The following is a 13,597-nucleotide window of genomic DNA, read 5'->3' as shown; positions in this document are numbered from 1 at the left end:
CTATGAGAATTTTGAAAGAAGGAAATGGACAAGAGTCTCTTAATCGCTAAAAATTGAACCATTTGTGGATGTCTATTTTTTTAGATGGATTCATAGATTGCCATTCGTTCGTGTCTGGTTGATAGGTATAGTCTTTTTGCCAGGTCATGATGTTTTCTAGAATTGCTCGTATGGAGGATGTGAGATAGGAGACTTCCTGATTCGTCATCATGGGATGGAGGGACAGGCGCACCCAGCCCGGTTTTTGCGATAGATCTCCCGCATGGATTAGGCTTGTCATTTGATTAGAGGTTTGTTGATCAATACCCAGCAAATAGTGTCCGTAGGTTCCTGCACAAGAGCAGCCGCCCCGGACCTGAATTCCAAACCGATCATTCAGTAATGTTGCAATCAGGTTATAGTGAATATTTTCGACAACGAAAGAAACGATTCCCAGGCGATCTTGGCTGCTTCCACCCAAAATGTGCAGGCCTGGTATGGTGCTCAAGCCTTTTAGCAATAATGAGGTTAGTTCCTTTTTGCGCTCCAACATACGGTTGAGCCCCATCTGTTCCTTGAGCTGAATGCAGAGCGCCGTTCGAATGGCCTGAAGAAAAGGAGGGGTTCCTCCGTCCTCACGTGCTTCGATATTATCTTTATACTCATAGCCACCCCAAGGGTTGGTCCAGCTTACCGTACCGCCTCCGGGCTGATCCGGCGCATAATTAAAGCATAGTCTCGAATCCATAATTAAAACGCCGCTTGTACCGGGACCACCAAGAAATTTGTGCGGTGAAAATACAATTCCGTCCAGCTTCTCAAGGGGTTCCAGGGGATGCATGTTGATCTCGGTGTAAGGGGCGCTTGCAGAGAAATCAATAAAACAAACGCCGCCATGCTCATGCATTTTGCGGGATAGCTGGTAAATAGGTGGTTCAAAACCTGTAACATTGGAGCAGGCTGTAAAGGCGCCAATCTTGACAGGCCGATGCCCGAATTGAAGCAGCAGCCGTTCAAGATAAGCTGGATCGACGATCCCGCCGGGTCCCGGCGGGATGCATACGACGTCCCCGATGGTTTCCGCCCAGGAGATATGATTGGAGTGATGCTCCATATGCGTAACAAAAATAACGGGACGTTCTTTTTCAGCGATTGGATAGTGATGCTTTAATTTCTCATGTATTTTCAATCCTAGCAGCCGTTGAAGTTTATTCACCGCACCGGTCATACCGGCCCCGGCAAACATAATGATATCGTGTTCGCTGGCATGAACGTGGTTCTTAATGATTCGTTTCGCTTCTTCATAGGCTTGGGTCATCAGGGTGCCTGTCAAATTAGACTCCGTATGAGTATTCGCCACAAAAGGGCCCACATCATTAGCTATTTTCGACTCGATGGGTCCATACAGACGGCCGCTGGCTGCCCAATCGGCATAAATCAGCTTTTTTTGTCCATATGGAGATTCAAAGGTCTGGTAATATCCGATTGTATTTTCACGATACCTCTGGAAATAAGCCTCGTTAGAAGGCTGATACCTACAATTATTGCTTCCAATTCGAGCCATGAGCATAAGGCGCCTCCCAAGTCGTTCTATCTTCTCAGGGTACGTAGGTAGGCCTGAATAGGTTAAAAGAAATAGGCGAGTGTCATCATTTAGTCAAAAATAAAAGCCTCGTCCATATGTGGACAAGGCATGAATGTATCTCAGATAAACAGCTGCATATCGGATTCGAGTGCATCCTTTAGATATGTTTTGGCCTCGATAATCTCCAGTTCAGGTATAAATTCTTCCGGTTTAAAACCCATAATATCCACCGATAGCTTACAGGCATAAAATTTAACGTTCTTTTTCCGTGCCCCCTTCAAAAAGTGAATCAGCTTCGGGGCTTCATTATCTTCGATCATTTCCGTCAGCATCAGCTTGCCCAGACCGCTAAAATTCATTTTGGATAATGGAAGCTCCTCGGGTCCTTTCGGAGTCATCCAGCCCATGATTTTTTCGTATATCGTTTTGTCCTCAAGCGTCATCTTCTCGGGATCACGAACAAGAAATAACCCCCAGAACGCAAAAAACATGGTAACCTCTACATCCAGCTCCCGAGCTGTATTTGCCAGAATCAGTCCAGCCATCGCCTTATCATAATCGCCGCTAAACATGAGCAGATTCATCCTTTTGTCCACAATCTTCCGCCTCCATTACCAACAGATATATTCAGTATGGATTTGGAAATGAGAACTATGCCCAGTTCACATATCGTTCACAATTACAGGCTCGCCCTTTCATTTTAACGAGCGAAAAACATTGTTTAATAGCAACTCGGGAGGCTATATCACTTTTTATACAAATTCATAACCAAGCTGGATTTATATGGGTATCATTGATGTATTTTGAGAGACCGTCTAAGTCTGGAAATAAAGAAAAATGGTTTATTCCATTTAATTTTAAATAATTTAGTACATCTTCTCTTACTTCGTATGTTAAATCAATTCTTTTCAAGGAGTTGGATGAAAATAAAGTCTCACTAAACTCCTTCTCAAGAGGGGTCAAAGAATTTCCCTGTACAGTGAATACCCCATGTTGCGCAACTATACGGGAGTTGCTTTTATTGGGATAAATTGCTCTACTTTTTATATTGGAATCAGCATGCTTGGTCAAGAAGCCATTCTTAGTAGGTAGTTTTATCTCTGAGGTACCTATTGATGCAGCGTTTAATGATTCTGGATTAATCATCCATATACTGCAACTCCCTGTATTCCATCCTAAATTAGCGAAAAATAGACTGACAAGGAAGCTTTCAGACCAATCCAGCAATCTTGTTCTAAGACCATGATGTTGCATTGAATAAACAATGGTCCACTCATCTTTTTCATCAAGGCTTTGTAGGTACCCTAGGCTTTTAAAATAGTTAAACATTTGATTTTCTAAACTAAGATACTCACTAATCTGATTGCCAATTCTAAGTCTGAACAATCCTGAATTCAGAGAGAAAGTAGAATTACAATGTCCCCTAAACCAAACAATACCGGAGTTATGTCTTGAAAAATCTGCGACTTCATCCATAATAGTTTTCCAATTTTCACTAAACGCCATAATGTTGCTCCTTATTTGCTATTTTCCAATAATATCATATAATAAGTTCATTATTGTGTATAGTGGAGGATATAAATGGAAATAAAACAAGAAAAAGGGCTTGCTGCTATTCAGGTTACGCAAGGGAAATATAAGTTTTACATAGTCTCCATGCCCTCCGAAACATTACGGGAGACTTGCTTTACAATTACACGTGAGGATGATCCGATTAAGGGGTTTCAACGCAGGTTAGATGAAACTCGTGCTGATGAAATATCCCAATATATTGACGGGGGTGTGGGATCTATTCCTACAGCAATCATTTTATCTGCCCAAGATGAAGCCAACCTAGAGTATCATTCTAGAAATAAAACGATTTCATTCACTCCAGAAAAGAACTCCTTTCTTATTATAGATGGGCAACATAGAGTTTGGGGGTTTATTAAAGCCAAGACTTCGATTCGCGTACCAGTTGTTATTTATGAAGATTTAACACGTGTAGAGGAAGCTCAACTCTTTGTAGATATTAACTCTACACAGAAAGAAGTTCCAAGAGATTTAATTCTTGATGTAAAGCGACTACTTCAAAAGGAAAGCGAAGAAGAGAAAAGGTGTAGTCAAATATTTGAATTCTTCTATTCAAAAGAAGGTAGTATATTAAATGGGCATTTAGCTAGAGCAGAAAGGGAGAACGGAAAGATAACTAGACGAATATTTAATAATTGTATCTCTGAATTATTATCCGACATGCTTGAAGAAATATCAGATGATGATTCCTATATAATCATTAACAACTATCTATCTGCGATGAAATCAGTCTTAGGTAGCATTGATAGTAATGGTGATGATATTATTACAAGAATTACCGTTTTCCAAGCATGTATGGGAGTATCCAAATATGTAATTGAGAAAACTAATAATATGTTCGGTGGAAGACTAACCGTTGATTCCTTTACGGAAACACTCTCCATACTGAAAACTAACTTACCGAGAGGCGTTGTCCAAAGGCCTGGCAACTCTTATAGAAAGCTTTCTGATCATTTAATGAATGCTTTGACGAAGGTAAGCTTGAGACCTGGTGTAATCAGTCTTGAATAACGTATAAACAACACTTCTTATATTGTTTGATTTTCATTTTTATATAATTATTTTATTAGAACAAAAATTCACTTGACTTATTGCTCTAAGTAGGAATACACTCACCAAATTTTGATAGACTTCATTGTTGTCCGATGACCCAAAGACTCTGCAATTTTATTGTAGTAGCAGAATACTTTGGGTTATTTATCTTCTGGAGAGTGACACCTTTAAACATTGAGCCCCACTCGTAGTCTCTGAGTAAATCTATAGGTACAATACTTTGTTCATTTAATATAATCTCAATAGCAGTAATTGCCTCGCCCTTTGCTTTCGAGTTGACGTATCCTTACTCCAACCGTTTCTGGTAAATTTATGGCATCACCTGTCTTAAGGTTATAGTATATCAAGTCGACCGTCCACCGTTAGCAATGTCATATCTCTGAGCTACTCCCATTCTGTATAATCTCAAGGGAATTCAAGACACAAGCCTGAGATCGGGAGGATCATGAGAAAGTGAGTATAGAGAACAAATATAAAGCACTTGAACTGGAAAAGCCGGGCATCTACGAGCTGGAGGGATTGGAAGTCGGGGTCACCTCCAATTGCAACTTCAAGTGTGATTATTGCTGCGCGTATCAGCGAAACGACGGGCAATGCATCAGCAGCAAGGAGGTCATTGGTATTATTGATGACATTCCAACGTTAAAACGTGTACGACTATCCGGGGGGGAAGTGACCTTAAAGTATGAGGACTGTCTGGACATTGTGGCTCACTGTTCGAGCAAGGGAATCGCTACCCAGCTCAATACCAATGCCAGCCTGCTTAGCCCTGAACGAATTGAGAGACTGCGTGATGCAGGTCTGTCCAACATTCATATCTCCTTTAACTTCACAGACGCCGAAAAATATTCCGCCTATTATCATGTTCAGCCTCGCATGTATGATAAAATTGTGCAGAACATTCGGTTATGTACAGAGGCCAAGCTGGAAACAGTGCTGGAGACTTTGCTGTTTGAGGAAACACAGAATAACATGCAGGCCATTAGCGAAATGGTATATGAACTCGGTGTGCGCATCCATGAAATCCAAAACAGCATCGTGATGGATCATACGAACTGGAGCGCTATTTCCACCAAAGAAGCACTCGTCCGTTCCGTTCATGATCTGATTGCCCATAAAAAGGACGATACCGTGCTGTATTTCACCTGCATGGACCGTTTTGCAGAAGCGCTGGGCTTCAAGGAGCAGCCGGGCGTTTATTTTTCCAACTGTGTTGATGGTAAAAAGCAGCTTCATCTTCATGGAAACGGTGATATTCTGATCTGTGAGCTATGCCATCCTGTGGTTATCGGCAATATTTATAATGGAACGTCCTTAAAAGATATTTACACACATAAACCGAAGCCGCTTCAGGAGTTTCTCGACAAGCTGCCTTGTCCTGCTTATGATGCGCTTTTCCCGAATGGGCTCTGAGAGAGGAAAGATGTAAGTAATCGAATTAATCGTCACAATTGTTATTGCATTGAACCAAAACAAAAAGAAATAGACCGCCCTCGGACAAGGTAAACGGTCTATCTTCTCAGATCTAAACCACAGCCGACCGCCCTTAAAAGCGGCTGTTGCTAAAGAGCAGGGCTAGCCCCAGTGCCTTCGCCTAGGGCTTTTTCGACTTTTGCCGATTATAATGCTGATTTAATGACCTTTTTATAATACAGAATGGATAGCACCCCAAAAATGGAATATAAGGCGGTGTATAGTACCATAACGATGATCATAGGCATCCAAATTTCTGTTCCAAACAAGAACCAGCCGGATTGGACGGCAAAATAGCTGTGTGATAGGCCAATCACCAATGGAATGCCGAAGTTAAAGAGTTGTTTTATTTTAATGCCTCTAAGCAGGTCACTCTGGGTGAACCCTAACTTTCTCAACACGGTATAATTGGCTTTTTCGTCTTCGCTTTCATCCATTTGCTTAAAATAAAGGATGCAGCCTGATGTAATAAGAAAGGTCAGTCCTAAAAAGCCAACAATAAACATGATCACTCCCATATTTCTCTTCTGATTGCCGCTCATTTCAAGGCGTGATGATTGTTGATCATTAAAATTTGCAGCTGCAAAGAGGCGATCAGCTTCTTCAATCTGCTCTGGATTTATCATATCAATCCCAATATATAAGGATGATTTCTTTTGAATCTCAGGATTTTTATCTTTCTTTAACTGCTCAAAGATGGTTTCGTCTACAATGACAGTGGGTAGTCCCCCGGCTGTAAAATAGTACGGAATCACATAATCCTTTTTTAGACCCAAATATTGTTGATGTATGACTTCCGTTTTTCCCTTCAAATCCAATGGTCCAAAGTCTTTCAAGGACATAAACTTCTGTAACAGATCATTATAGCCCGTTAAAATCGTTTGACCTGGAGATACATCTGTACCCTCCACAGATTGATCGCTTATGACAGGAAGCGTCATGGAATCCGTACCAACATTTAATTCTTCCAGAGGAGTCTCCATAATTTGCGCTGTTTTCACACTGACTTGAATAACTTCAATTTTCTTTTCACGATACTTTATATCATGCTCATGAAGTAATGTTTTGAATTTCTCCGCATCTGGTATATTCGTCATCGCAAAATGGGAAGGCACATTATTCTCAGCTGCTTTATCCGCAGAATAATAGGCGATATAGCTTAAGGATAATAAGCCGATAGCAAGTGCCGATACCGTTGTAATAATGGTCAACAACAAAGCGTTGGATTTCATGCGGAACATAATGGATGAGAGAGACAGCACCTCATTGATGTTTAGATAGCCGCCTTTGCTTTTTCTGATGATGTTTGAAATAAAGCGGATGGACCCTTTATAAAAAAGAAGTGTTCCGATAATGACAGAGCCTAGAATAAATACCATAGCCATAAATAATTCATTCATGGATGTAAAGTCTCCACCGAACAATTTGGAGGAAACATAGTAACCTAAAACGATGAGTGAGACGCCAACGATCCCGATAATTATCTCAAAGATCGTTATTTTCTTGATTTTCCCTTCGGTGGTTGAGGTCACTCGGAACAAAGACAAAATACTTTGTCTTTTGATAAAAGAATAATTCATGAGCATGATCAGCAGATAGATAACAACAAAAACGATGAGTGTTTGAGTCAATGCTTGGTTAGAGAAATATAGAGTGGCAATAGCCTCGACGCCCGTCGTCTTAAATAAGATCATGATCACTAATTTGGAAAAGGAGAATCCAACCACTATGCCGATAAATAGGGAACTGAAGTATAAAATTAAGTTCTCAGCACTCAGGATGCGAAAGATTTTATTTTTGGTCATTCCGATTAATTGAAACAGGCCAATTTCTTTGCTGCGCCTTTTGATAAAAATATTATTGGCATATAAAAGGAAAATGCAGACAATGGCGACCAGCAGGACGGAGGCTGCACGTATAGAAGCTGCACCTTTAACAGAGCCCTTCACTTCGTCCATAGAGGGATCGTATTGTAATGTGACAAAAGCGAAATAGAGGGCAACACTGAAAATGAGAGCAAAGACATACAGGTAATAATTTTTCAGGTTTTTTTTCAAATTCTTTAGGATAAGTTGATTAATGTTCATATTGGACCCCGCCTAAGACCGCTTGCGTTTTCATGATATCCTGAAAGAAGCTCTGTCTTTCCTGCCCACCTTTATGAAGCTGCGTATACATTTGTCCATCCTTAATAAAAATGACCCGACTGCAATGGCTGGCAGCGACAGGATCATGCGTGACCATAATAATGGTTGCCTTGCGCTTCTGGTTTAAATGGCCCAGCTTGTTTAATAAATCTGAAGCCGATTTGGAATCCAGCGCACCTGTAGGCTCATCGGCAAAAATAATACTAGGCTCATGAATAAACGCTCTAGCCGCAGATGTCCGTTGCTTTTGTCCGCCCGAGATTTCATTGGGATACTTATCTTTTAGCTCATAAATCCCCAGCTCTGTAGCCACCTCCTGAAATCTTCGGTTGGCTTCGTTTTTTGGTGTTCTGGTGATGGATAAGGGGAGAAGGATGTTTTCCTTCACGGTTAGCGTATCCAGCAGGTTATACTCCTGAAAAATAAAACCTAAATGCTTTTTGCGGAATTCAGCCAGTTGCTTTTCCTTCATTTTCGTCATTTCGATGTCATTGATTTTAATGGACCCTTGGCTCACCTGGTCAATGGAGGATAGGACATTCAACAGTGTAGTTTTTCCCGAACCAGAGGCCCCCATAATACTGACAAATTCGCCTTCTTCAATCAGGATATCAATTCCCTTTAATACCTCTTGCATATTTAACTTATTGCCGTAGCTTTTATGAATTTTATGGGCTTCCAATATGTTCACTTTGACGCACTCCTTCATGTTCTTGTAGCTTTATTATAAAAATAGGGACGTTGTTTTTCCCTTGATTGAGCGAACAATACATAGAAGCATGTGACATCTCTGTCACATGCTCATCATACTGATGAAATCGTTTCGCTTGGGGAAAATTAAAGTAAAGGTAGTACCAGCGTCCGGCTTGGAGTGGACATCAATATGTATGAGCAGGGGCTTTGCTGCCTTTTTCGTTAAATATAACCCCATACCCGTGGAAGTATGATCAGAATGTTGGGTCGTGGATGTAAAGCCTTTGTCGAAAATGCGGGGGATATCCTTCGGATCAATGCCGCGACCAAAGTCTTGAACCTCAAGCCGTATGCGCTCATTTTGCTCATAGCTGTGAAGGATAACATCGCTGGCATCGCTATATTTGATGGCATTGGTTAAGAGCTGTCTGATGATAAAAGCCAGCCACTTGGCATCACTGAGCACTTCCATTTGCTCAAGCTGGATGTCAAAGCCAATCCCTTTTTGAATGCACCAGGATTGCAGGGTTTTGATCTCCTTATAAACGAGAGATTTTAGATCCACTTGCTCTACATACAAATCATTTTCAATAAAAGATATGCGTTTTTGGTGGAGCTGCTGGTCCAGCAGTAAGTGAATGCGCAGCCATTCATACGTGAGTTGAGCCTTAAGCGATTTGTCTTCCAGTCGCTCGATCATCAAATGCATGGCAGTCAAAGGTGTTTTCACCTCATGAATCCACGATAATAGCTCATCCTTTTCGTGTTCCAGGGTTAATTGATTTTGCGAAATGATCTGTTGTAGTCGTTCAGTCTGTTTGCTGATTTTTTGTTCAACAATTTGTTCAAACGGACTTTCCGGTTCACCCATCCCGGTTAGTTCGAGCGGGCTCTCCCATTCTTCCAGCGTTCTATAGAATTTGGTTTCCTTGGGAAAGCGGATGATTAAAAAAATCAAGAAAACCATCGTGGATAAGAAGACGATATATAGAATCGGCATCAATGGGATTGCCGCATCCACATAAGCGATGAGAAGGATGAGCAATTGCTGGCATACAACTAGCAGAATCCAGCTCATCCTTTCCATAAGATATTTTTTAATCATAGCCCGGTACCTCTTCTGTAGCCATGTAGCCTTGCCCCACTTTCGTTTCAATGAAACGTCCCAAATCCAGCTCGTCCAGTTTTTTTCGCAGGCGATTCAAGTTGACTGTTAAGGTATTGTCGCTGACAAAACGTTCATCATCCCATAGGCTTTTAATGAGCTCCTCCCGGGCGACAATTTTATTTTTTTGCTCAATGAGCAGCTTTAAAATGAATATTTCGTTCTTGGTTAATTCGATGGAGCCAGCCTCATTGGCCACTACATTTTTTTCATAATCCACCGTAGCTCCACACCATGTTTTCAGGGAGACGGGCTCTGTATTGTAATTATATACGCGGCGAAGAGTCGCCTGTAATTTTGCAATAAGGACATCAAAATGGAATGGCTTTTGGATAAAATCATCCGCTCCAAGCTGCATCGACATAACCATATCCGTAGGGTGATCACGCGATGATAAAAAAAGAATAGGGACATTTGAGTGGGATCGAATCATTCGACACCAATGAAACCCGTCAAATTTCGGCAATTGAATATCAATCACGACCAGATCAGGCTTTAGGGCTGAGAATTCATGAATGACTTTACTAAAGTCCCGGATACCATACACATCATAGGCCCATTGAGTTAGCCGGTCCTTCATTTCTTGGAACAAAGTTTCATCATCTTCAATCAGTAAGATTTTGAACAACGATTTCACCACTTTTTACTTTTTTATAAAGAGTATAGCAAAAATTGTGTATGTGCTATATGTGAAGATTCAACTTGATATTGCGATAATCTGCTGTTAATAGTTAAGGCTTATAGTTGGTATATATCCACGATCTCATATATTCTAAAGGATGGATGCAATGATGGGAATTCACACGTATTTTCGATCACTCAATGAGCTGGAAAGAATTATTCGTTGTCCAGGCAAGTTTAAATTTGAAGAGCACAGCGTATCTGCTCATTCGTGGAAAGTGGTACAGTACGCCAAAACGCTGGCTGATATCGAGGAGAGAAACGGTGTAAGCATTGACTGGAAAAAGCTTTACGAGATTACGAGCAGTCACGATTACGGGGAGATTTTTATTGGAGACATTAAAACGCCTGTTAAGCATTCCTCTAAGGAACTCCGATTATTAATCCAGCAGGTCGAAGAAGGTATGATTGATTATTTTATTGAAGAGAATATTCCCGAGGATTTTAAAGCCATTTTCCGCAAACAGTTACGGGAAGGTAAAGATGATTCTGTAGAAGGCTTAATCCTTGAAGTGGCAGACAAAATGGATCAGGTGTACGAGGCATTTGCTGAGCTTCAGCGGGGAAATACCGAAAAAGAATTTATAGTGATGTATCGTAATGCGCTTGTGAAAATTAAAAACATCCGATTAAAATGCGTGGATTATTTTTTGGAAAATATCCTGCCGGATATGGTAAAGGAAGAAACTCCTTCATCCATTGATATTAAAAAAATCACGGAAGAAGCCTTAGCAAGCCCATAGCTCTAGCAGCTTAATAACCCCTAAAAGCCGTCCTTAACGTGAATCGGCACGAAAGACGGCTCACTGGTTTTACAGTCATTAGGGGAAATCTGTTTTACAAAGTGGGGGCTTGCAATGCAGTCTGGATATTTTGCAAATCCATCGAAAGCTGATCTTGTATGTTCCATGGGTGATACCAGCCACGTTCAATCATGTATGTGGAAATTCGTTCATGCGTATCAATGGCTTCATCCAGTTGCTTTGTAAGCATAGCTTTAATTTCTGGGGTTCCCGCTTCTGTTACGGCCATGGCGTAATTTCTCACACCGCTTTTGGCAGTGTTCAGAAAATCGGCTGCAATGACCTGATCCGTTAAGGTGTGCAGTCCGGTCAAATGCTCCAGCAGTGTGTTCATTGCTTCACCTCCTGTTGTGACGAGGCTTGATTTAAAACGTTACCCAGCTCTTGCAACTGCCGGGTTGTTAGGTCGACATCCTGCTGCAAAATAGCTTTGAGAGTCGGATCAGAGATCAATGCTTGCATTGTTTTAGACTTGGTCACACACACTGCTTTGAACGCTGATAGCTCATGAACTTCAAGTATTTCGTGCACGCCGTACACCATATAACGTTAACCTCCTATTCAATATATAGTTAAGGTTTAAGTACAACCTTGATGCAGTTGTCTTGTCTGGTATCGAAAATTTCATATCCGCGTTTGGCATCGCTTAACGGAATCACGTGTGTAACAACGTCCCCGGGGTCGACCTTCCCCGTATCAATCAGCTCATACATATAGGGCATATAATGAATAACAGGCGCTTGTCCTGTACGCAAATTGATATTTCGCTGAAAAATATCCCCCATAGGGAAACCGTTGTACCGTCCGCCGTATACTCCGGTAACTTGAATGGTACCGCCTTTGCGGACAGCCTGTGTGGCTATAACCAGTCCACCTAAAGCCCCGCCGTGAAGCTTGAGACCGGAAGCCAGCGATTCCAGCGGAGACATTTTACCGCTCATGCCGGAGCAGTCAATGACCACGTCTGCGCCTCCCTTGGTCATTTCCTTCAGGTAGTTGCCGACGTTCTCTTGCGATTCCACATTAACGATCTCCACGTGGTTGGTACGCTTCGCATGTTGCAGACGATAATCCAGATAGTCCGCTGCAATGACTCGCTTTGCTCCTTTGAACCAGGCGAACTTCTGCGCCAGCAGACCTACCGGCCCGCAACCAATGACGATGACCGTGTCTCCGTCCTTCACCCCGGCATTATCGACGCTCCAGAAGGCAGTAGTCATTGCATCAGCGATGAGACAGAGCTTCTCGTCGGGATGCTCGCAGCTCTCGGGAATTTTGAAGTGAGTGAAGTTGGCGAAAGGCACGCGTAAATATTCAGCTTGTCCACCCGGATACCCACCGGTTGTTTCCGAATAGCCCAAAAAACCGCCCATATCTCCATGCTCGTTAGAATGATCACATTGGCTTTCCAATTGGTTTTTACAGTAAAAGCATTCACCACACGCAACGGTGAACGGAATGATCACGCGATCTCCCTTTTTTAAGTTTGTCACGCCGCTTCCAACCTCTTCTACAACACCCATCGGCTCGTGTCCGATAACATAATTCTCCTGTAGATTCGGAATCATCCCGTGGATGAGATGCAGGTCTGAGCCACAAATGGCAGTTGTCGTCAGTTTGATAATCGCATCGTCGGCTTTTTGAATACTTGGGTCCGGAACCTCTTTGACCACCACGTTTTTGATGCCTTGGTAAGTCACTGCCTTCATGCCTGGTTTCCTCCCATATGCTCGTCCGGCGTGCGATCAAACATGCCCTTGCGGGTGGTATCGTCCGGGAACAGCTTCATATTGCTGATATCCATCGTCTTATTGGCTGACAGCTGGTCCAATTGGTATTGCTGTTGCAGATCATAGGGATGAAACCATTTTTTTCGCACCATAAGATCGGTGATTTCCTGGTGAAGCGCGATGCCTTGATGTAAATGATTACGCAGCAGGGTTCTGGCATCCGTAGAGACCGTTTCCGTCAAAGCTACTGCCGTGTTCCGTACCCCTTCCTTGGCGCGGATCAGAAAATCCATCGCAAACGTCATGTCTGCCATTTCCGGCATATTTAATGAATTTCTAGGATCGACATAATCCATATGAGCGGGCTGAGTCTCATTTAATGTCACATTGGTCACCTCAATTTAAGATTGGTGTTGGGCGAAAGGCCGGAACAGGTGCTTGAAACGGTGCTTTAGCATATACCGCTTGCAAATCGGCAATAGCCTGAATAGACTGCTGAACATCTTTTTCCATTAAATCCTTTAGCTCCTGATCGAATACCAGCCCCTGCATTAATTTGGACTTGGCTAAGCATAACGTTTTAAAGTTAAGCGCTTCGTGAATTTCAAGGGACTCATGCGCCGCTAATATAGGCTGTTGACTTATCATAGGATCACCCTTCTTTTATGATTCTCATGGGGTATGGTGTCCAGCGTAACTATGTTTATTCGGATATT

The 13,597-nt window shown here is 42.1% G+C and carries 15 protein-coding genes; 3 read left to right on the top strand and 12 right to left on the bottom strand.

Annotated features, from left to right (window positions below):
* Nucleotides 1-46: 46 nt before the first annotated feature.
* The 3 genes from GCU48_RS10075 to GCU48_RS10065 form a co-directional block, all read right to left on the bottom strand.
* Nucleotides 47-1,549, bottom strand: a complete 1,503-nt coding sequence (locus GCU48_RS10075; RefSeq protein WP_152379914.1) for an aminotransferase class V-fold PLP-dependent enzyme — start codon at nucleotides 1,547-1,549, stop codon at nucleotides 47-49.
* Between the two features lie 134 nt (nucleotides 1,550-1,683).
* Nucleotides 1,684-2,160 (bottom strand): DsrE/DsrF/DrsH-like family protein, encoded by a 477-nt coding sequence (locus tag GCU48_RS10070; protein ID WP_025716490.1) that lies wholly within the window; start codon nucleotides 2,158-2,160, stop codon nucleotides 1,684-1,686.
* A 166-nt stretch (nucleotides 2,161-2,326) separates the two neighbouring features.
* Nucleotides 2,327-3,070 (bottom strand): FRG domain-containing protein, encoded by a 744-nt coding sequence (locus tag GCU48_RS10065; protein WP_152379913.1) that lies wholly within the window; start codon nucleotides 3,068-3,070, stop codon nucleotides 2,327-2,329.
* Nucleotides 3,071-3,145: 75 nt separating this feature from the next.
* On the opposite strand from GCU48_RS10065, the gene GCU48_RS10060 reads away from it, so the two are divergent.
* A complete protein-coding gene (locus tag GCU48_RS10060; protein WP_152379912.1) occupies nucleotides 3,146-4,147 on the top strand; it encodes a DGQHR domain-containing protein in 1,002 nt (333 codons plus the stop codon).
* 495 nt (nucleotides 4,148-4,642) lie between these two features.
* Nucleotides 4,643-5,602 (top strand): radical SAM protein, encoded by a 960-nt coding sequence (locus tag GCU48_RS10055; protein ID WP_152379911.1) that lies wholly within the window; start codon nucleotides 4,643-4,645, stop codon nucleotides 5,600-5,602.
* Nucleotides 5,603-5,808: 206 nt separating this feature from the next.
* Here GCU48_RS10055 and GCU48_RS10050 read toward each other — a convergent pair whose 3' ends face one another.
* From GCU48_RS10050 to GCU48_RS10035, 4 genes are all read right to left on the bottom strand, one after another.
* A complete protein-coding gene (locus GCU48_RS10050) occupies nucleotides 5,809-7,749 on the bottom strand; it encodes an ABC transporter permease (protein ID WP_152379910.1) in 1,941 nt (646 codons plus the stop codon).
* Nucleotides 7,739-8,500 (bottom strand): ABC transporter ATP-binding protein, encoded by a 762-nt coding sequence (locus GCU48_RS10045; protein ID WP_025716495.1) that lies wholly within the window; start codon nucleotides 8,498-8,500, stop codon nucleotides 7,739-7,741. Before GCU48_RS10045 ends, GCU48_RS10050 begins: the two co-directional genes overlap by 11 nt.
* A 102-nt stretch (nucleotides 8,501-8,602) precedes the next feature.
* Nucleotides 8,603-9,607, bottom strand: a complete 1,005-nt coding sequence (locus GCU48_RS10040) for a sensor histidine kinase (RefSeq protein ID WP_152379909.1) — start codon at nucleotides 9,605-9,607, stop codon at nucleotides 8,603-8,605.
* Nucleotides 9,600-10,295 (bottom strand): response regulator transcription factor, encoded by a 696-nt coding sequence (locus tag GCU48_RS10035; protein ID WP_025716497.1) that lies wholly within the window; start codon nucleotides 10,293-10,295, stop codon nucleotides 9,600-9,602. The genes GCU48_RS10040 and GCU48_RS10035 overlap by 8 nt, the downstream gene beginning before the upstream one ends.
* Nucleotides 10,296-10,458: 163 nt before the next feature.
* Between GCU48_RS10035 and GCU48_RS10030 the strand changes: the two genes are divergently transcribed.
* Complete coding sequence (locus GCU48_RS10030) at nucleotides 10,459-11,091, top strand: YfbR-like 5'-deoxynucleotidase (protein WP_025716498.1); 633 nt, start codon at nucleotides 10,459-10,461, stop codon at nucleotides 11,089-11,091.
* 94 nt (nucleotides 11,092-11,185) lie between these two features.
* On the opposite strand, the gene GCU48_RS10025 is transcribed toward GCU48_RS10030, so the two are convergent.
* From GCU48_RS10025 to GCU48_RS10005, 5 genes are read right to left on the bottom strand one after another with little or no spacing between them, the layout of a single operon-like run.
* A complete protein-coding gene (locus GCU48_RS10025) occupies nucleotides 11,186-11,485 on the bottom strand; it encodes a spore coat protein (RefSeq protein ID WP_152379908.1) in 300 nt (99 codons plus the stop codon).
* Nucleotides 11,482-11,694: a hypothetical protein gene (locus GCU48_RS10020; RefSeq protein WP_152379907.1), complete on the bottom strand. Its 213-nt coding sequence runs from the start codon at nucleotides 11,692-11,694 to the stop codon at nucleotides 11,482-11,484. Before GCU48_RS10020 ends, GCU48_RS10025 begins: the two co-directional genes overlap by 4 nt.
* Before the next feature lie 29 nt (nucleotides 11,695-11,723).
* Nucleotides 11,724-12,860 carry a zinc-dependent alcohol dehydrogenase gene (locus tag GCU48_RS10015; protein WP_152379906.1) on the bottom strand — a complete coding sequence of 379 codons (1,137 nt, stop codon included), beginning with the start codon at nucleotides 12,858-12,860 and terminating at the stop codon, nucleotides 11,724-11,726.
* Nucleotides 12,857-13,237: a spore coat protein gene (locus GCU48_RS10010; protein ID WP_152382136.1), complete on the bottom strand. Its 381-nt coding sequence runs from the start codon at nucleotides 13,235-13,237 to the stop codon at nucleotides 12,857-12,859. Before GCU48_RS10010 ends, GCU48_RS10015 begins: the two co-directional genes overlap by 4 nt.
* 40 nt (nucleotides 13,238-13,277) lie before the next feature.
* Nucleotides 13,278-13,529, bottom strand: a complete 252-nt coding sequence (locus GCU48_RS10005; RefSeq protein WP_025716503.1) for a hypothetical protein — start codon at nucleotides 13,527-13,529, stop codon at nucleotides 13,278-13,280.
* Nucleotides 13,530-13,597: the final 68 nt, after the last annotated feature.

The sequence above is a fragment of the Paenibacillus brasilensis genome, assembly GCF_009363115.1.
GTDB classification, from domain to species: Bacteria; Bacillota; Bacilli; order Paenibacillales; family Paenibacillaceae; genus Paenibacillus; species Paenibacillus brasilensis.
The sequence above is the reverse complement of the archived record's forward strand: the minus strand, read 5'-3'. Positions and strand labels throughout refer to the sequence as shown.